Source organism: Burkholderia sp. BCC0322, from assembly GCF_902833045.1.
In the GTDB taxonomy this organism is placed as follows: Bacteria; Pseudomonadota; Gammaproteobacteria; order Burkholderiales; family Burkholderiaceae; genus Burkholderia.
Genome location: NZ_CADFDU010000011.1, coordinates 65,633 through 82,188, shown reverse-complemented (window position 1 = coordinate 82,188; position 16,556 = coordinate 65,633). Strand labels below are relative to the sequence as shown.

The 16,556-nt window shown below is 65.9% G+C and carries 19 protein-coding genes; 16 read left to right on the top strand and 3 right to left on the bottom strand.

The annotated features are described in order from the left end of the window. The first annotated feature begins 35 nt into the window (after window positions 1-35). From HWX39_RS26335 to HWX39_RS26305, 7 genes are all read left to right on the top strand, one after another. Window positions 36-560: a DUF2244 domain-containing protein gene (locus HWX39_RS26335; protein ID WP_175970816.1), complete on the top strand. Its 525-nt coding sequence runs from the start codon at window positions 36-38 to the stop codon at window positions 558-560. A gap of 55 nt (window positions 561-615) precedes the next feature. Continuing rightward, the gene (gene coxB / locus HWX39_RS26330) at window positions 616-2,205 is read left to right on the top strand and encodes a cytochrome c oxidase subunit II (RefSeq protein ID WP_175970701.1); all 1,590 of its coding nucleotides are present in this window, start codon (window positions 616-618) and stop codon (window positions 2,203-2,205) included. Window positions 2,206-2,248: 43 nt separating this feature from the next. After that, complete coding sequence (gene ctaD / locus HWX39_RS26325; RefSeq protein ID WP_031401318.1) at window positions 2,249-3,856, top strand: cytochrome c oxidase subunit I; 1,608 nt, start codon at window positions 2,249-2,251, stop codon at window positions 3,854-3,856. Window positions 3,857-3,936: 80 nt separating this feature from the next. Further along, entirely contained in the window at window positions 3,937-4,077 is a 141-nt protein-coding gene (locus HWX39_RS26320) for a cytochrome oxidase small assembly protein (RefSeq protein ID WP_175970700.1), read from the top strand. A 35-nt stretch (window positions 4,078-4,112) separates the two neighbouring features. Continuing rightward, complete coding sequence (locus tag HWX39_RS26315) at window positions 4,113-4,721, top strand: cytochrome c oxidase assembly protein (protein ID WP_011353276.1); 609 nt, start codon at window positions 4,113-4,115, stop codon at window positions 4,719-4,721. A gap of 16 nt (window positions 4,722-4,737) precedes the next feature. Further along, window positions 4,738-4,938: a DUF2970 domain-containing protein gene (locus HWX39_RS26310; protein WP_175951461.1), complete on the top strand. Its 201-nt coding sequence runs from the start codon at window positions 4,738-4,740 to the stop codon at window positions 4,936-4,938. A 138-nt stretch (window positions 4,939-5,076) separates the two neighbouring features. Next, window positions 5,077-5,934, top strand: coding sequence for a cytochrome c oxidase subunit 3 (locus HWX39_RS26305; protein ID WP_039346195.1), 858 nt, complete (start codon window positions 5,077-5,079; stop codon window positions 5,932-5,934). 171 nt (window positions 5,935-6,105) lie between these two features. Here HWX39_RS26305 and HWX39_RS26300 read toward each other — a convergent pair whose 3' ends face one another. Beyond that, window positions 6,106-6,315: a twin transmembrane helix small protein gene (locus HWX39_RS26300; RefSeq protein ID WP_011353273.1), complete on the bottom strand. Its 210-nt coding sequence runs from the start codon at window positions 6,313-6,315 to the stop codon at window positions 6,106-6,108. 84 nt (window positions 6,316-6,399) lie between these two features. Here HWX39_RS26300 and HWX39_RS26295 point away from each other — a divergent pair, with 84 nt between their 5' ends. The 5 genes from HWX39_RS26295 to HWX39_RS26275 are packed head-to-tail and all read left to right on the top strand — an operon-like array spanning window position 6,400 to window position 10,478. Beyond that, on the top strand, window positions 6,400-7,110 hold the full coding sequence (locus HWX39_RS26295) for an SURF1 family protein (RefSeq protein ID WP_244135106.1): 711 nt from the start codon (window positions 6,400-6,402) through the stop codon (window positions 7,108-7,110). A gap of 60 nt (window positions 7,111-7,170) precedes the next feature. Next, the gene (locus HWX39_RS26290) at window positions 7,171-7,794 is read left to right on the top strand and encodes a cytochrome C oxidase subunit I (protein ID WP_175951463.1); all 624 of its coding nucleotides are present in this window, start codon (window positions 7,171-7,173) and stop codon (window positions 7,792-7,794) included. Window positions 7,795-7,818: 24 nt separating this feature from the next. Continuing rightward, window positions 7,819-8,931 carry a COX15/CtaA family protein gene (locus tag HWX39_RS26285; RefSeq protein WP_175970698.1) on the top strand — a complete coding sequence of 371 codons (1,113 nt, stop codon included), beginning with the start codon at window positions 7,819-7,821 and terminating at the stop codon, window positions 8,929-8,931. Between the two features lie 8 nt (window positions 8,932-8,939). Continuing rightward, the gene (cyoE, locus tag HWX39_RS26280; RefSeq protein ID WP_006477738.1) at window positions 8,940-9,842 is read left to right on the top strand and encodes a heme o synthase; all 903 of its coding nucleotides are present in this window, start codon (window positions 8,940-8,942) and stop codon (window positions 9,840-9,842) included. An 18-nt stretch (window positions 9,843-9,860) separates the two neighbouring features. Further along, on the top strand, window positions 9,861-10,478 hold the full coding sequence (locus HWX39_RS26275; protein ID WP_175970697.1) for an SCO family protein: 618 nt from the start codon (window positions 9,861-9,863) through the stop codon (window positions 10,476-10,478). Window positions 10,479-10,618: 140 nt separating this feature from the next. On the opposite strand, the gene HWX39_RS26270 is transcribed toward HWX39_RS26275, so the two are convergent. Continuing rightward, entirely contained in the window at window positions 10,619-10,909 is a 291-nt protein-coding gene (locus HWX39_RS26270; RefSeq protein ID WP_069248921.1) for a YciI family protein, read from the bottom strand. A gap of 243 nt (window positions 10,910-11,152) precedes the next feature. On the opposite strand from HWX39_RS26270, the gene HWX39_RS26265 reads away from it, so the two are divergent. Continuing rightward, window positions 11,153-12,757 carry a methyl-accepting chemotaxis protein gene (locus tag HWX39_RS26265; protein WP_175970696.1) on the top strand — a complete coding sequence of 535 codons (1,605 nt, stop codon included), beginning with the start codon at window positions 11,153-11,155 and terminating at the stop codon, window positions 12,755-12,757. A gap of 213 nt (window positions 12,758-12,970) precedes the next feature. Then, complete coding sequence (locus HWX39_RS26260) at window positions 12,971-13,786, top strand: MetQ/NlpA family ABC transporter substrate-binding protein (RefSeq protein WP_175970695.1); 816 nt, start codon at window positions 12,971-12,973, stop codon at window positions 13,784-13,786. A gap of 114 nt (window positions 13,787-13,900) precedes the next feature. Here HWX39_RS26260 and HWX39_RS26255 read toward each other — a convergent pair whose 3' ends face one another. Then, window positions 13,901-14,209 (bottom strand): VF_A0006 family four-cysteine protein, encoded by a 309-nt coding sequence (locus tag HWX39_RS26255; RefSeq protein WP_175970694.1) that lies wholly within the window; start codon window positions 14,207-14,209, stop codon window positions 13,901-13,903. Window positions 14,210-14,554: 345 nt separating this feature from the next. On the opposite strand from HWX39_RS26255, the gene HWX39_RS26250 reads away from it, so the two are divergent. Both HWX39_RS26250 and HWX39_RS26245 read left to right on the top strand, forming a co-directional pair. Continuing rightward, window positions 14,555-15,520, top strand: a complete 966-nt coding sequence (locus tag HWX39_RS26250; RefSeq protein WP_175970693.1) for an ABC transporter substrate-binding protein — start codon at window positions 14,555-14,557, stop codon at window positions 15,518-15,520. A gap of 139 nt (window positions 15,521-15,659) precedes the next feature. Continuing rightward, window positions 15,660-16,556 carry an ABC transporter permease gene (locus HWX39_RS26245; protein WP_174971568.1) on the top strand — a complete coding sequence of 299 codons (897 nt, stop codon included), beginning with the start codon at window positions 15,660-15,662 and terminating at the stop codon, window positions 16,554-16,556.

Sequence of the window (16,556 nt, the reverse complement as noted above, 5' to 3'; positions counted from 1 at the left end):
TCCCGGGGTCCCCGCAATACGGGGCGACGAGTCCGATGCAGGCATGCATCGCATGCCATTCGCGTGAGGCGGCGATGGAAGCAGCGAGGGTTTTGGCGGAGACGACGAACGGCGAGCCGGTCCTCGAAGACTGGCTCATGAAACGCAACTGTTCGGCGTCGCCGCGTCAGTTCGTGCTGTTTTACGTGTCGCTCGCGGGCTTCTCGCTGGTGATCGCGACATTGCTGATGTGGCGGGGAGCTTGGCTCGTCATGCCCTTTACCGGAATCGAGTTGCTGGCTGTGGGTGTCGCATTTGCGATCTATGCTCGCCATGCAGTCGATTACGAACGCATCAGGCTGTATCCGCACCGGCTCGTGATCGAGCGGATGGATGCGGAGCGGCTCACGCAGATCGAATTCAACCCGCGCTGGGTGCGGGTCGAGCCGGGTGCGACGCCACGCGATCCGATTCGGCTGGTATCGCGCGGGCAGACCGTCGTAATCGGGCAGCATCTCGTGCAGTACAAGCGTGCGCAGTTCGCCGACGAACTGCGCGTGTTGCTCAGGCGCTGCGGCTGACGAGGCGCGGGCACCGGCGGATAGGGCCGGCGGCTTGCGACGGGGGAGGGTTTGAATGGAAATTTTGGGTAAGGATGCTATGAAAACAATCAAGCGAGCCCTCACGGGCGTGCTGGCATGCAGCGGATTGCTCTTTGCCGGTGCCGCCCTGGCGGTCGGTGATAGCCCGGGCGGCCCCCGCGTCAACGAGATCAACTTTCAGCCGCCGGTCACGAAAATCGCCGAGGAGCTCTACGATCTCCACACGATGATGCTCATCCTGTGTACGGTGATCTTCGTCGGCGTGTTCGGCGTGATGTTCTATTCGATCTTCGCGCACCGCAAATCCAAGGGCCACAAGGCCGCCAATTTCCATGAAAGCACGACCGTCGAGATCATCTGGACGATCGTGCCGTTCGTCATCGTCGTGCTGATGGCGCTGCCGGCGACGAAGGCCGTCGTCGCGATGAAGGACACGACGAACGCCGATCTCACGATCAAGGTCACCGGCTACCAGTGGAAGTGGGGCTACGACTACGTGAAGGGTCCGGGCGAAGGCATCGGCTTCCTGTCGACGCTCAGCACCCCGCGTGACGAAGTGATGGGCAAGAAGCCGATCACCGACACCTATCTGCAGGAAGTCGACAACCCGCTCGTCGTACCGGTCAACAAGAAGATCCGCATCATCACGACCGCGAACGACGTCGTCCACTCGTGGTACGTGCCCGCGTTCGGCGTGAAGCAGGATGCGATCCCCGGCTTCGTGCGCGACACGTGGTTCAAGGCCGACAAGGTCGGTACGTTCCGCGGTTTCTGTACCGAGCTGTGCGGCAAGGAACACGCGTACATGCCGGTCGTCGTCGAAGTCCTGTCGGATGACGACTACGCGAAGTGGGTCACTGCGCAGAAGGCCAAGCTGGCCAGCGCCGCAGTCGATCCGAACAAGGTCTACACGATGGCTGAACTCGTCGCGCACGGCGAGGAAGTCTACAAGGCGAACTGCGCGGCCTGCCACCAGGTGAGCGGCAAGGGCCTCGGCGCGTTCCCGGCCATGGACGGCAGCCCGATCGTGAACGGCCCGATCGCCGGCCACGTCGAGCGCGTGCTGCACGGCAAGGGCGCGATGCCGTCGTGGGCGTCGCTGTCGGATCTCGACATCGCCTCGGTCATCACGTACGAACGCAATTCGTGGGGCAACCACAAGAACGACCTGCTGCAGCCGAAGCAAGTGGCCGACGCGCGTAACGGCAAGATGCCGGAAGACGCGGCGGGCGCAGCGGCAGCCGCACCGGCGGAGGCCGCTTCGGCGCCGGCGCAGGCTGCGTCGGGCGCGGAGCAGCCGGCGGCATCGGCCGCACTGTCGACGATCTACTTCGAGACGGGCAAGAGCGTGCTGCCGGCCGACGCGAAGGCGGCGATCGCCGCCGCGGCCGACTATGCGAAGGCACATCCGGACGCGAAGCTCGCGTTGTCGGGCTTTACCGACAAGACGGGCTCGGCCGACGCGAACGCCGAGCTGGCCAAGCATCGCGCACAAGCCGTGCGCGACGCGCTGAAGGCAGCAGGCGTGGCGGAAGACCACATTATTCTCAAAAAGCCGGAGACGATCACGGGCGGGGCGGACGCGAAGGAAGCCCGGCGTGTCGAGATCGGTCCGGCGGCTTGACGTGTCGCTGAGTTAGTCGACGTATTCGCATTAGGAGATTCTCATGTCTAGCATCGGGCACGACGTAGCCGCGGACCACGCGCACGACGACCACGCGCACGAAATGCCGCACGGCTGGCGGCGTTGGCTGTTCGCCACCAACCACAAGGACATCGGTACGCTGTACCTGTTGTTCTCGTTCATCATGTTCCTGTCGGGCGGCGTGATGGCGCTCGCCATCCGGGCCGAGCTGTTCGAGCCGGGCCTGCAGATCATGCGTCCGGAGTTCTTCAACGAACTCACGACGATGCACGGCCTGATCATGGTGTTCGGCGCGATCATGCCGGCGTTCGTCGGCTTCGCGAACTGGATGATTCCGCTGCAGATCGGCGCGTCCGACATGGCGTTCGCGCGGATGAACAACTTCAGCTTCTGGCTGCTGCCGGTTGCGGCCGTGCTGCTGGTCGGTTCGTTCTTCGCGCCGGGTGGCGCGACGGCCGCCGGCTGGACGCTCTACGCGCCGCTGTCGACGCAGATGGGCCCGGGCATGGACTTCGCGATCTTCGCGGTCCACATCATGGGCGCATCGTCGATCATGGGCGGGATCAACATCGTCGTGACGATCCTGAACATGCGCGCACCGGGCATGACGCTGATGAAGATGCCGATGTTCGCGTGGACGTGGCTGATCACGGCGTACCTGCTGATCGCGGTGATGCCGGTTCTGGCAGGCGCGATCACGATGGTGCTGTTCGACCGCCACTTCGGCACGTCGTTCTTCAACGCGGCAGGCGGCGGCGATCCGGTGATGTACCAGCACATCTTCTGGTTCTTCGGCCACCCCGAGGTGTACATCATGATTCTGCCGGCGTTCGGGATCGTGTCGCAGGTGATCCCGGCGTTCGCACGCAAGACGTTGTTCGGCTATAGCTCGATGGTGTACGCGACGGCGTCGATCGCGATCCTGTCGTTCATGGTCTGGGCGCACCACATGTTCGCCACGGGCATGCCGGTCACCGGCCAGCTGTTCTTCATGTACGCGACGATGCTGATCGCGGTGCCGACGGGCGTGAAGGTGTTCAACTGGCTCGCGACGATGTGGCGCGGCTCGATGACGTTCGAAACCCCGATGCTGTTCGCGATCGGCTTCCTGTTCGTGTTCACGTTCGGCGGCCTGACGGGCCTGATGCTCGCGATGGCGCCGCTCGACATCCAGTATCACGGCACCTATTTCGTGGTGGCGCACTTCCACTACGTGCTGGTGGCGGGCTCGTTGTTCGCGCTGTTCTCAGGTTGGTACTACTGGGCGCCGAAGTGGACCGGCTGGATGTACAACGAGACGCGCGGCAAGATCCACTTCTGGGCGTCGATGATCTTCTTCAACCTGACGTTCTTCCCGATGCACTTCGTCGGTCTCGCAGGCATGCCGCGTCGCTATGCGGACTACCCGGCGCAGTTCACGGACTTCAACCAGGTTGCGACGATCGGCGCATTCGGCTTCGGCCTCGCGCAGGTGTACTTCCTGTTCGCAGTCGCGCTGCCGGCCTACCGTGGCGGCGGCGAGCTGGAAAAGGCGTCGGACAAGCCGTGGGATGGCGCGACGGGCCTCGAGTGGACGGTGCCGAGCCCGGCTCCCTTCCACACGTTCGAGCAACCGCCGCACGTCGAGTAAGTTTCACCGTGTGCTCAGCCGCCGCCTGCCGTACCGGCAGGGGCGGCGGGCGCCGAATCGAAGTTTCAGCGAAGTTTCAGATGAACCGGAATCCACAACAAAGACGAACGCCCGAGCAGATTCGCTCGGGCAACAAGCGGCTCGGCCTCATCCTGCTCGTCATCGCCGCCGTTTTTTTTGTGGGTGTCGTGATCAAGCAGTGGTGGCTGTCCACTCACTGATGCAGCAACAGACGCAGTAGCGAGGAAGTTGTCGTATGTCGAAGCCGGAAGAGGGCGCCGTCGATCGCGCGTTCAATCGTTCGATGCTGGTGAAGCTCTTCGTCGTGGCCGGGCTGATGTTCGGTTTCGGCTTCGCGCTGATCCCGATGTATCGGGCGATCTGCCAGATCACCGGCATCAACAACCTGGTGCAGCGCGACGTCAGCGAGCGCGAGGTGAAGAACTCGCAGGTCGACACCAGCCGCACGGTATCGGTCGAGTTCGACGCGAACGCGCGCGGCCCGCTCGGTTTCAAGCCGGAGCACAACAGTCTCGACGTGCATCCGGGCGAGCTGACGACGATCGTGTACGACGTGACGAACGGGCAGGGCCGGCCGGTCGTCGCACAGGCGATTCCGAGCTACGCGCCGAAGCAGGCGACGGAGTTCTTCAAGAAGATCGAGTGCTTTTGCTTTACGCAGCAGACGCTGGCCGCGAACGAATCGCGCAAGATGCCGGTGGTGTTCGTGATCGATCCGAAACTGCCGAAGGACGTGAAGACGATCACGCTGTCGTACACGTTCTTCGAACTGAATACGCCGGCCACGCCGGCGCCGGCGCCGGGCAAGACCGCGGCGCAGGGCGCGGCGAAGCCGGACGCATGATGACGGAGGCGGGGCGATGACGGGGGAGAAGCGGGGCGGGTCGTTCGGCCAGGCGCTGAAAGCCGTGCTGTGGTCATTCTTCGGGGTGCGCAAGCGGCGCGACCTGGAGGCCGATGCGACGCAGTTGAATCCGCTGCACGTGCTGATCGTCGCGTTGCTGGCGGCCGGTGTGTTCATCGGCGTGCTGATCCTGATCGTGCGTGCCGTCGTGGGCTGAAGCCCGCGGCCACGAAAGAATGCAGCGCGCGGCGCCACGGTGGCGCGTGCAGGAAGGAGCGGTGGTGGTCACGCCGCGCAAGAAATAAAGCCGGAGCGGTTTCCGGTACACAAATTGGACTGAAGTGGAGAATCAAGCATGAGCGGTCAAAACCAGACCCCGTACTATTTCGTGCCGCATCCGTCGCAGCATCCGATCAGCGCGGCCATCGGCCTGCTGGTCATGCTCGGATCGACAGCGCTGTGGATCAACGGTCACGACTGGGCGCCGTTTACGGCGCTGCTCGGCCTGCTTTGGTTGCTCTTCACGCTGTATCACTGGTTCGGCGACGCGATCGCCGAATCGGAAGGCGGTCACTACGGCAAGAACGTCGACAAGTCGTACCGCTGGAGCATGAGCTGGTTCATCTTCTCGGAAGTCATGTTCTTCGGCGCATTCTTCGGCGCGCTGTTCTACGCGCGTGAGATCGCGCTGCACCAGCTCGGCAGCCTCGACTACAAGCTGATCTGGCCGGATTTCTCCGCCGTGTGGCCGAACGAAGGCCCCGCCGCGCTCGCCGGTCACTTCAAGACGATGGGCCCGTGGCCGATCCCGACGCTGAACACCGCATTCCTGCTGTCGTCGGGCGTGACGCTGACGATCTCGCACCACGCGCTGCGTGACGATCATCGCAAGAAGGCGATCGCCTGGCTGGCCGCGACGCTCGTGTTCGGTATCTGCTTCCTGTTCCTGCAGGGCTTCGAGTATTACCACGCGTACAACGAACTGAACCTGACGCTGAACTCGGGCGTGTACGGTTCGACGTTCTTCCTGCTGACGGGCTTCCACGGCTTCCACGTGTTCCTCGGCGGCACGATGCTCGCGGTGGTGCTGGTGCGGATGATCCGCGGCCACTTCAAGCCCGATCACCACTTCGCATTCGAAGGCGCCGCGTGGTACTGGCACTTCGTCGACGTCGTCTGGCTCGGCCTGTACGTCGTCGTCTACTGGCTGTAAATGGAACAACGGCCCGCGCAGCAATGCGCGGGCCGTTTTCATTGGGTCGGCCGGGCAGCGTGACTGCCGGCCTTCACCACCCGGGCGCCGCCGCGACTCAGTCAGGCGGCGCTTTTGCTTGGTGCTGCGGCCATGCGGCGAAATGTCACAGCGGCCGCGGCGGCAAACGGATCAACGCCCGATCGGCAGGCCGGTCGAATGGATCCAGCCCATCCAGTTCGCGATCAGGATGAGCAGGAACAGCGACACCGACAGCCCGACGCGGGTGGCGAGCGACCAGACCATGCGTTTCGTGTGGCCGCGGTCGTGCATCATGAAGTAGAGCGCCGAGCCCATGCTGGCAATGATGAGGACGAAGGCGATGGGAACGAGTATGTGCATGACACGAACCGGACGACGGCAATTCGAAAGGAAGAGGATAATTATCGCACTTCGCTTTCGGGCAGGTGCCTGGCGGGCCGCATGATGAAGATTCGCTGGCTGCCCGCGTTGCTGATCCTCGTCGTCGTCGCGGTCACGATCCGTCTCGGTTTCTGGCAGCGCGACCGCGCGCACCAGAAGGAAGCGCTGCAGGCGAGCATCGAGCGCTACGAGCAGGCGGCGCCCGTCGACATCGGCGCGCAGCCGATGCCGCTCGCGTCGATCGAGTTCCATCGCGTGCGTGCGACGGGCCGTTTCCTGCCCGAGCAAGCCGTGTTCCTCGACAATCGGCCGTATAACGACCAGCCGGGTTTTTACGTCGTGATGCCGTTTAAACTCACGGGCGGCGGCGTCGTGCTCGTGAACCGCGGCTGGCTGCCGCGCAATATCTCCGATCGCACGGCGATCGAGCCGTTCGCGACGCCCGCGGGCGACGTCGAGATCGTGGGCATTGCGCGCGCCGACGCGTCGCGGGCGTTCGAGCTCGGCGAGGGCGGATCGGCGGTGCACCAGAAGATCCGGCAGAACCTGGACGTCGCCGCGTATGCGAAGGAAACGGGGCTGCCGCTGCAGCCGTTCGTGATCCAGCAGACGAGCGATGACGGCGACAAGCTCGTGCGCGACTGGCCGGCGGCGACGACCGGCGTCGAGCGCAATTACGGTTACATGTTTCAATGGTGGGCGATGGCGGCGGCCGCGCTCGGCTTCGGGCTGTACGCCGCGCGGCGTGCGGCGAAGAAGTCGGCCGGCGCGTGAGCGCCATGCCAGGACGCGGCGCCGGCGCCGCGGGTTCGTTTCGAGAGGTCTGATTTGTCCATGCAATCTTCCCGTCAGGGTCCGGCCGCTGCGCCGTCGCCTGCGGCCCGCAAGCGCGGCCGCTGGATGCTCGTGCTGCTGGGTCTCGTGTGCGCCGCACCGATGATCGCGTCTTACTTCACCTATTACGTGATCAAGCCGAAGGGCGGCTCGACCAACTACGGCACGCTGATCGAGCCGCAGCGCCCGATCCCCGCGGATCTGCAGGTGACCGACGAAACCGGCAAGACCGTGCCGCTGTCGTCGCTGCGCGGCGTGTGGCTGTTCGTGATGACCGACAGCAGCGCGTGCGACGAGGCCTGCGCGAAGAAGCTCTATTTCATGCGCCAGATCCGCGTCACGCAGGCGGGCGAGCGGCACCGGCTCACGATGGTGTGGCTGCGCAGCGATGCGGGCGCGACGCCGCAGAAGGTACTGGATGCGTACCCGGACACGCGCCGTCTCGTCGCCGACCCGGCCGCGGTGGCCGCGTGGCTGCCGGCCGACGCGGGCACGAAGGACAGCGACCACATCTACCTGGTCGATCCGAACGGCAACCTGATGATGCGCTTCCCGAAGGATCCGAACCCCAGCAAGATCAAGTCGGACGTGACGAAGCTGCTGAAGTGGTCGAGCATCGGCTAAGGCAATACGAGAGGCAATAAACCGATGGCGTATCTACTGCAACTCGGCCTGATCGGCTTCTGCATCGCGCTGCTGCCGCTGTCGTACGTGTGGGTGAAGGCCGACGACAACAAGTTTCGCAAGCTGGTGTGGATCACCACCTTCCTGACGCTCGACCTCGTGATGTTCGGCGGCTTCACGCGGCTGACCGATTCGGGGCTCGGCTGCCCGGACTGGCCCGGCTGCTACGGCACGTCGTCGCCGTTCATTGCGCACGCCGCGATCACGGCCGCGCACCAGGCGATGCCGACCGGCCCGGTCAGCATGTCGAAGGCGTGGATCGAGATGATCCACCGCTATTTCGCGATGGCGATCGGCGTGCTGATCATCGCGCAGGTCGTGATCGCGTGGTCCGCTCGGCTGCGCCGCCGCCCGCTGCACGTGTCGCCGTGGTGGCCGACGAGCCTGCTGCTGCTGATCCTCGTGCAGGGCGCGTTCGGCGCGTGGACGGTCACGATGAAGCTGCAGCCGGTGATCGTCACGATCCACCTGCTGCTCGGCCTCACGCTGCTCGGCACGCTCGGCTGGCTCGCGGCGCGGCAGACGCCGCTGCCGTCGTACGACCCCGAAGCCGGCCACTATCGCACGGCCGCGCTCGCGGCGCTCGTGCTGCTGGTCGTGCAGATCGCGCTCGGCGGCTGGGTGAGCACCAACTACGCGGTGCTCGCGTGCACCGACTTCCCGACCTGCAACGGCCAGTGGATCCCGCCGATGGACTTCGAGCACGGCTTCCACCTGTGGCGCGCGCTCGGGATGACGAAGGACGGCGAGGCGATCACGCAGGACGCGCTGGTCGCGATCCACTGGACGCACCGCACGTTCGCGTTCGTGGTGGTCGCGTACCTGGTCGCGTTCGCGCTGAAGATGCGCCGCTTCGAATCGCTGCGGCGGCCCGCGAACGGCGTGCTGCTGGTCGTTCTGCTGCAGTTCGTGACGGGCCTGACCAACATCGTGCTGCAGTGGCCGCTGCCGGTCGCCGTCGCGCACAACGGCGGGGCCGCGATCCTGCTGCTGCTCGTCGTCATGTTAAACTTTCGCACCCTTTCAAGCCGCCCCGGCCGTGTCGCGCAGCCTGCGCGCGACGCCGCCCCGGCGTGACCGCCCCCATGCAAAGCACCCTCTCCCAATCGCCCGGTAGCCGGTTTTCGCAATACATGGCGCTGACGAAGCCGCGTGTCACGCAGCTCGCGGTGTTCTGCGCGGTGATCGGCATGTTCCTCGCGACGCCGGGCATGGTGCCGTGGCACGTGCTGATCGGCGGTACGGTCGGCATCTGGTTGCTGGCCGGCGCCGCGTTCGCGATCAACTGCCTCGTCGAACAGAAGATCGACGCGATGATGCGCCGCACCGCGTGGCGCCCGTCCGCGCGCGGCGAGATCACGACCCCGCAGATCCTGCTGTTCTCGGCCGTGCTCGGCAGCGTCGGCGCATGGACGCTCTATACGTTCACGAACCCGCTGACGATGTGGCTGACGATCGCCACCTTCGTTGGCTACGCGGTGATCTACACGCTGCTGCTCAAGCCGATGACGCCGCAGAACATCGTGATCGGCGGCGCATCGGGGGCGATGCCGCCGGCGCTCGGCTGGGCCGCGGTCACCGGCGCGGTGCCGGGCGACGCGTGGATCCTCGTGCTGATCATCTTCGTGTGGACGCCGCCGCATTTCTGGGTGCTCGCGCTCTATCGCCGCAAGGATTACGAGAACGCGGGGCTGCCGATGCTGCCCGTCACGCACGGCGAGAAGTTCACGCGGCTGCACATCCTGCTGTACACGGTGATCCTGTTCGCGGTCACGCTGATGCCGTTCATCTCCGGGATGAGCGGAGCCGTCTACCTGACGAGCGCGGTGCTGCTCGGCGCGGTGTTCCTCGCGTATGCGTGGAAGATCCATCGCGACTATTCGGACGAACTCGCCCGCAAGGCCTTCCGCTACTCGATCGTCTACCTGTCGCTGCTGTTCGCTGCGCTGCTCGTCGATCACTATGCACGCCCGCTGCTCGGCGTGTAACCGCACGGTTTGAACGCAATGCTCCAATCACGGTTCGGGCGCCGCGCGCGCCAAGGCTGGATGCTCGCGTGCGCATTCACGGCAGCGCTGCTGCTCGCCGGATGCGACAACGCGCCGAAATTCCAGAATCTCGACATCACCGGCAACACGCAATTCGGCAGCGACTTCTCGCTGCCCGATACGTCCGGCAAGGTGCGCACGCTCGCCGACTTCAAGGGCCGTGCGGTCGTGATGTTCTTCGGCTATACGCACTGCCCGGACGTGTGCCCGACGACGATGGCCGAGCTGTCCGAAGCGTTGAAGCAGCTCGGGCCCGATGCCGCGAAGCGCGTGCAGGTGCTGTTCGTGACCGTCGACCCGGAGCGTGACACGCCGGCGCTGCTCGGCCAGTACGTGCCCGCGTTCGATCCGTCGTTCATCGGCCTGCGGCCGGCCGACGAAGCGGCACTGAAGAAGGTCACGAAGGATTTCCGCGTGTACTACGCGAAGGTGCCCGGCAAGACGCCCGGCAGCTACACGATGGATCACACCGCCGCGAGCTACGTGTTCGATCGCGACGGCAAGCTGCGCCTGTTCGTGCGCGACGGCCAGGGCCCCGGCCCGTGGGTCCACGACCTGAAGCTGCTGGTCGACTGACCGGCCGCCGCCGGGCGCCCGGCCCGGCGATCACGTGACGGCCGCTACGCGCCGTCACGCTTTCCCGCTTCCCTCGTTGATTGCATGCGCCGTGCGTCGGGCGGCGTGTCGGCCTGCGCGCGCATCGCGCAGGCGTCGCGTTACGGCAGCGCCGGTACGTTGAAGCCGGATGCGGCGCGCGTGATCCGGAATTCCGTCACGCGATACGTGGCGAGCCCTTCGATGACGAACGGATCGGTCTTCAGGATCGCGTCCAGTTCGTCGCGATCGATGCGGGCCGCGAGGATGACGCCGCCTTCGCGCGGCACCTTCGGCCCGGCCGCGATGAAGATGCCCTTGTCGAACTGCGGCTGCAGAAATGCGCGATGGCGCTCGAGCGCGTCGTCGATGCGCTCGAGCGATGCGGTGTAGTGAATGTCGATGACGTACATGGATGGCCCCGGAATGGTGCCGGCTCTTCGCGTGCCGGCTGGCCGGTCTTTTTAGCACAGCGGATGCGGGCTGTCGCGCCGGTGGTCGCGGTGCGGGGCGCGGGCGGCGTGTCGATCGCCGGTGCGTGGCGCCCGTTCGTATTCAAGTTGTAAGCCTCGGTGCCGTAAATGAATGGGCAAGCGTTTGCGCGCGGCAGGCCGTTCGCGCGCAGCGTGCGCATCGACATCGACAAAGGCACGCAGATGAGCAGAATGAGTTTGAACCGCAAGCTGTGGCTCGCGCTTGCGCTGGTATGGATCGGTCTCCTGGGCGTTGGCGCATGGAGCGCATACGAGACGCGCGCGACGATGCTCGCCGAACGCAAGGCCGGCATCGCGAATCTCGTCGACTCGGCGGCCGGCATCGTGAAGGCGTATCACGCACTCGCACAAAGCGGCACGCTGCCCGAGGCCGACGCGAAGCGCGACGCGCTCGCGAGCCTGGCCGCGATGCGCTACGGCGATTCGGGCTACGTGTTCGTGATGGACTCGAAGCCGGTCGTGCTGATGCATCCGACGCTGCCGAAGCTGGTCGGCACGCAGGTCGGCGACTATCTCGACCCGGACGGCAAGCCGCTGTTCGTCACGATCCTGAACGCCGCGAAGGAAACCGGCAGCGGCTTCGCCGAGTATCGCGGGCGCCTGCCGCACAGCGAGACCGCCGTGCCGAAGATCAGCTACGTCGCGCGCTTCACGCCGTGGGACTGGAACATCTCGAGCGGCGTCTTCCTGAAGGACATCGACACCATTTACTACCGGACATTGCTCGGCCACCTCGCGGTCGTGTTCGTGATCGGCTTCGTGATCAGCGCGGCGATGCTGGTGATCATCCGCAATGTGCGCGGCAGCCTCGGCGGCGAGCCCGACGAAGCGGCCGCGCTCGCGACGCGCATCGCGCAGGGCGACCTGACGCAGCCGGTGCCCGTGCGTGCGGGCGACCGCACGAGCATGATGGCCGCGATGCACGACATGCAGGCACGGCTGCAGGCGACGATCGGCGGGATTCGCCAGTCGGCCGGCGCGATCGCGTCGGCGAGCCGCCAGATCTCGGCCGGCAACGACGACCTGTCGCAGCGCACCGAGGAGCAGGCCGCGTCGCTGGAAGAAACCGCCGCGAGCATGGAGCAACTGACCGCGACGGTGAAGCAGAACGCCGACAACGCGCGGCAGGCGAGCGGGCTGGCGAACAGCGCATCGGAGATCGCGCGTACCGGGAGCGACGTCGTGAACCGCGTGATCGGCACGATGGGCGAGATCGACGACAGCTCGCGCAAGATCGCCGACATCATCGGCGTGATCGAGGGCATCGCATTCCAGACCAACATCCTCGCGCTGAACGCGGCGGTCGAGGCCGCGCGCGCCGGCGAGCAGGGGCGCGGCTTCGCGGTGGTCGCGGGCGAAGTGCGTTCGCTCGCGCAGCGCAGCGCGACGGCGTCGAAGGAGATCCGCGAGCTGATCGTCGATTCGGTCGAGCGCGTGCGCAACGGGTCGGCGCTGGTCGGCCAGGCCGGCACGACGATGGGCGAGATCCTGCAGGCCGTCGCACGCGTGACCGACATCATGGGCGAGATCGCGGCGGCGTCCGAGGAGCAAGCGAGCGGCATCACGCAGGTCGGGCGCGCGGTCACGCAGATGGATCAGGTGACGCAGCAGAACGCGGCGCTCGTCGAGGAAGCCGCCGCGGCCGCCGCGTCGCTGCAGGAACAGGCCGCACGGCTGCGCGACACGGTCGGCGCGTTCCGGGTCGGCGGGCAGGTGGGTGGGCCTGCATTCGGCACCACGAAGGCAGATCAGGCGGCGGTGGCGTAATGCACGGGAGGTCGATGCGCGACCTGCATAAACGCAACTAACGGCCGAGTCGCGCAGGCGCTGCCAGCACCGCTGCGGTGCATACCCATATGAGCGGGATGTATTTCACTTCCCGCCGATCCTGTGACACCATTTGCCCCTTCCTGCGAGTCGGGGCATACCCGTATCGCGCCCCATTTCCAGCAATCCAGTAAGCAAGAAAGCGAGAAACAGATGAAGCGTCGCAGTCTCCTGAAGGTATTTTCCGCGCTGGCCACCGGTGCAGCACTGACGCTGTCGGCAGGCGCGCACGCCGAAGACAAGGTGATCAAGGTCGGCACGGTCGCCGGCCCGGATTCGGAAGTGTGGCAGCTCGTGCAGAAGGTCGCGAAGGAGAAGGAAGGCCTGAACGTGAAGGTCATCGAGTTCAACGACTATGTGCAGCCGAACGCGGCGCTCGACTCGGGCGACCTCGACGCGAACAGCTTCCAGCACCAGCCCTACCTCGACAGCCAGGTGAAGCAGCGCGGCTACAAGATCGTCAGCGCGGGCCTGACCTACATCTCGCCGATCGGCGTGTACTCGAAGAAGTTCAAGGCGCTGAAGGACCTGCCGCAGGGCGCGAAGGTCGCGGTGCCGAACGATCCGTCGAACGAGAACCGCGCGCTGCTGCTGCTGCAGACGCAAGGCCTGATCAAGCTTAAGGCGGGCGCCGGCACGGGCGGCAACAACGCAACGGTGCTCGACATCGCCGACAACCCGAAGAAGCTTAAGATCTCCGAACTCGACGCCGCGCAACTGCCCCGCGTGCTGTCGGACGTCGACGCGGCCGTGATCAACACCAACTACGCGCTTGCCGCGAACCTGCAGCCGACCAAGGACGCGATCGCGCTCGAAGCGCTGACGAGCCCGTACGCGAACCTGATCGCCGTGCGCGCGAAGGACAAGGATCAGCCGTGGGTGAAGAAGCTGGTCAAGGCATACCAGTCGCCGGAAGTGCGTGAATTCATCAAGAAGCAGTTCAAGGGCTCGATGGTCGCGTCGTTCTGAACGCCGCATATCGGTCGAACCGCTGAATGAAAAGGGCCTGCACCGCGTGCAGGCCCTTTTTTCATTGGCGCGGCCGATCGACGGCCGCAGGGTGTGCCGCGTTCCGCGGCCGACTCACATCTCGCCGCGCCGCGAGCAGATCGCCATGATCTGCTGGATCGCGTAGTTGTCGCGCACGCCCGGCAGCGACTGCACGACACACTCATGAAAGCGCCGTTCGCGCGGCAGCAGCATCGCGTTGTTGCGATACAGCGCGTCGCACGAGCGCTGGATCAGTTGCGCCGCCGCGCCGTTGCGGCTGTCGCGCAGCGCGCCAAGCATGCAGTCGTCGTATTGCGCATAGCCGTCGGTGAGCGCGAACGCCGCGCTCGGCAGCGCCAGCGCGAGCGCCGCGAATGCGACGGCTCGGATCCCCCGTTTCATGTGCCCTCCGATGGCGTGGATTGGGTCGGCCGACAGCATAACGTAAAGCCGCAAGCGCGGCTGACGCGTTGCGTCGGAGCCGGCGGGAACCGCCGCCGGCCGGGCTTCGCGCGCGTTCGCGGACGTCGGCGGGCGCTGCGATTCGGGGCGTGATTTGGGGCGTGATGCGAAAGCGCGGAGTCAGGCGGTGGTCTGCGGAAATGGTATCCTCGTGCGTTCGCCGCTGCACGCTTGCCCGGCGCGTGCGCGGGCCGCTCGCCGACGCGTCGTATGCATGGCGGCGCCCGCATGACGGCGGCGGGAATCCATCATCCAGAACCGACACAATACGGGGGAGACACACCCATGAAGCGTTTCAAGACTTTCGCGATCCGTTCGATCACGGCCGGCGTGGCCGCATTCGCGCTGGCAGGCGTCGCGCACGCACAAACCGTCAAGGTGCTGTCGATCGTCGATCACCCGGCGCTCGACGCGATCCGCGATGGCGTGCGTGCCGAACTGAAGGCGCAAGGGTACGGCGACGACAAGCTCAAGTGGGAATACCAGAGCGCACAGGGCAACACGGGCACGGCCGCGCAGATCGCGCGCAAGTTCGTCGGTGACCAGCCCGACGTGATCGTCGCGATCGCGACGCCGGCCGCGCAGGCGGTGGTTGCATCGACGAAGAGCGTGCCGGTCGTCTATTCGGGCGTGACCGATCCGGTCGCCGCGCAGCTCGTGAAGGGCTGGGGCCCGTCGGGCACCAACGTGACGGGCGTCTCCGACAAGCTGCCGCTCGATCGCCAGGTCGCGCTGATCAAGCGCGTCGTGCCGAATGCGAAGACGGTCGGCATGGTCTACAACCCGGGCGAGGCAAACTCGGTCGTCGTCGTGAAGGCGCTCAAGGAGATCCTCGGGAAGCAGGGGATGACGCTCAAGGAAGCGGCCGCACCGCGCACCGTCGACATCGGCCCGGCCGCGAAGAGCCTGATCGGCAAGGTCGACGTGATCTACACGAACACCGACAACAACGTGGTGTCCGCGTACGAAGCGCTCGTGAAGGTCGCGAACGAAGCGAAGATCCCGCTCGTCGCCGGCGACACCGACAGCGTGAAGCGCGGCGGCATCGCGGCGCTCGGCATCAACTACGGCGACCTCGGCCGCCAGACGGGCAAGGTCGTCGCGCGCATCCTGAAGGGCGAGAAGCCGGGCGCGATCGCGTCGGAGACGAGCAGCAACCTCGAGCTGTTCGCGAACACGGGCGCGGCCGCGAAGCAGGGCGTGACGCTGTCGCCGGATCTGCTCAAGGACGCGAAGACGGTCATCAAGTAAGCCGCGGCCCGAGCGCCGCGCTTGCGGGCCCGATCCGGGCCTGAACGACACCGCCGGACGGGCGGCTCCCACCCGGGGCCGCCCGTTCGCTTCGCCCGGCCGTACACGTCCGGCCGGGAAGCAACAGGATTTCCCCATCATGTCTCTGTTCTCGTTTCTGGGCGCGCTGGAGATCGGCCTGATCTTCAGTCTCGTCGCCCTCGGGGTGCTGATCTCGTTTCGCATCCTCAACTTCCCCGACCTCACCGTCGACGGCAGCTTTCCACTCGGCGGCGCCGTCGCCGCGACGCTGATCTCGGCCGGTTACGACCCGTTCAGCTCGACCTGCATCGCGATCGTCGCGGGCGCGGCGGCCGGCTTCATCACCGGGTGGCTCAACGTGCGCCTGAAGATCATGGACCTGCTCGCCAGTATCCTGATGATGATCGCGCTGTATTCGGTGAACCTGCGGATCATGGGCCGGCCGAACGTGCCGCTCATCACCGAGCCGACCCTCTTCACCGTGCTGCAGCCCGACTGGATGCCCGACTACGTGCTGCGCCCGGCGCTGCTTGCGATCGTCGTCGTGGTCGCGAAGCTCGGTCTCGACTGGTTCTTCTCGTCGCAACTCGGCCTCGCGATGCGCGCGACCGGCGCGAACCCGCGGATGGCGCGTGCGCAAGGGATCGCGACCGGCCGCGCGACGCTCGCCGGGATGGCGCTGTCGAACGCGCTCGTCGCGCTCGCAGGCGCGTTGTTCGCGCAGACGCAGGGCGGCGCGGACATCTCGATGGGGATCGGCACGATCGTGATCGGGCTGGCCGCGGTGATCATCGGCGAAACGCTGCTGCCGGCGCGCCGGCTCGTGCTGACGACGCTTGCCGTCGTGCTCGGCGCGATCGTCTACCGCTTCTTCATCGCGCTTGCGCTCAACAGCGAATTCATCGGGCTGAAGGCGCAGGATCTGAACCTCGTGACGGCCGCGCTCGTCACGATCGCGCTGGTGCTGCCGGCGACGCGCAAGAAGCTGTTCGCGCGCAAGAACGGAGGGGCCTGA

Coding starts and splice junctions, on each gene's coding strand:
- HWX39_RS26260 (WP_175970695.1), top strand. CDS start 12,971: ATGAAGCGTCGCAGTCTCCTGAAGGTATTTTCCGCGCTGGCCACCGGT.
- HWX39_RS26320 (WP_175970700.1), top strand. CDS start 3,937: ATGAACCGGAATCCACAACAAAGACGAACGCCCGAGCAGATTCGCTCG.
- HWX39_RS26265 (WP_175970696.1), top strand. CDS start 11,153: ATGAGCAGAATGAGTTTGAACCGCAAGCTGTGGCTCGCGCTTGCGCTG.
- HWX39_RS26295 (WP_244135106.1), top strand. CDS start 6,400: ATGAAGATTCGCTGGCTGCCCGCGTTGCTGATCCTCGTCGTCGTCGCG.
- HWX39_RS26290 (WP_175951463.1), top strand. CDS start 7,171: ATGCAATCTTCCCGTCAGGGTCCGGCCGCTGCGCCGTCGCCTGCGGCC.
- HWX39_RS26335 (WP_175970816.1), top strand. CDS start 36: ATGCAGGCATGCATCGCATGCCATTCGCGTGAGGCGGCGATGGAAGCA.
- ctaD (WP_031401318.1), top strand. CDS start 2,249: ATGTCTAGCATCGGGCACGACGTAGCCGCGGACCACGCGCACGACGAC.
- HWX39_RS26275 (WP_175970697.1), top strand. CDS start 9,861: ATGCTCCAATCACGGTTCGGGCGCCGCGCGCGCCAAGGCTGGATGCTC.
- coxB (WP_175970701.1), top strand. CDS start 616: ATGGAAATTTTGGGTAAGGATGCTATGAAAACAATCAAGCGAGCCCTC.
- HWX39_RS26285 (WP_175970698.1), top strand. CDS start 7,819: ATGGCGTATCTACTGCAACTCGGCCTGATCGGCTTCTGCATCGCGCTG.
- HWX39_RS26310 (WP_175951461.1), top strand. CDS start 4,738: ATGACGGGGGAGAAGCGGGGCGGGTCGTTCGGCCAGGCGCTGAAAGCC.
- HWX39_RS26250 (WP_175970693.1), top strand. CDS start 14,555: ATGAAGCGTTTCAAGACTTTCGCGATCCGTTCGATCACGGCCGGCGTG.
- HWX39_RS26245 (WP_174971568.1), top strand. CDS start 15,660: ATGTCTCTGTTCTCGTTTCTGGGCGCGCTGGAGATCGGCCTGATCTTC.
- HWX39_RS26305 (WP_039346195.1), top strand. CDS start 5,077: ATGAGCGGTCAAAACCAGACCCCGTACTATTTCGTGCCGCATCCGTCG.
- HWX39_RS26300 (WP_011353273.1), bottom strand. CDS start 6,315: ATGCACATACTCGTTCCCATCGCCTTCGTCCTCATCATTGCCAGCATG.
- HWX39_RS26255 (WP_175970694.1), bottom strand. CDS start 14,209: ATGAAACGGGGGATCCGAGCCGTCGCATTCGCGGCGCTCGCGCTGGCG.
- cyoE (WP_006477738.1), top strand. CDS start 8,940: ATGCAAAGCACCCTCTCCCAATCGCCCGGTAGCCGGTTTTCGCAATAC.
- HWX39_RS26315 (WP_011353276.1), top strand. CDS start 4,113: ATGTCGAAGCCGGAAGAGGGCGCCGTCGATCGCGCGTTCAATCGTTCG.
- HWX39_RS26270 (WP_069248921.1), bottom strand. CDS start 10,909: ATGTACGTCATCGACATTCACTACACCGCATCGCTCGAGCGCATCGAC.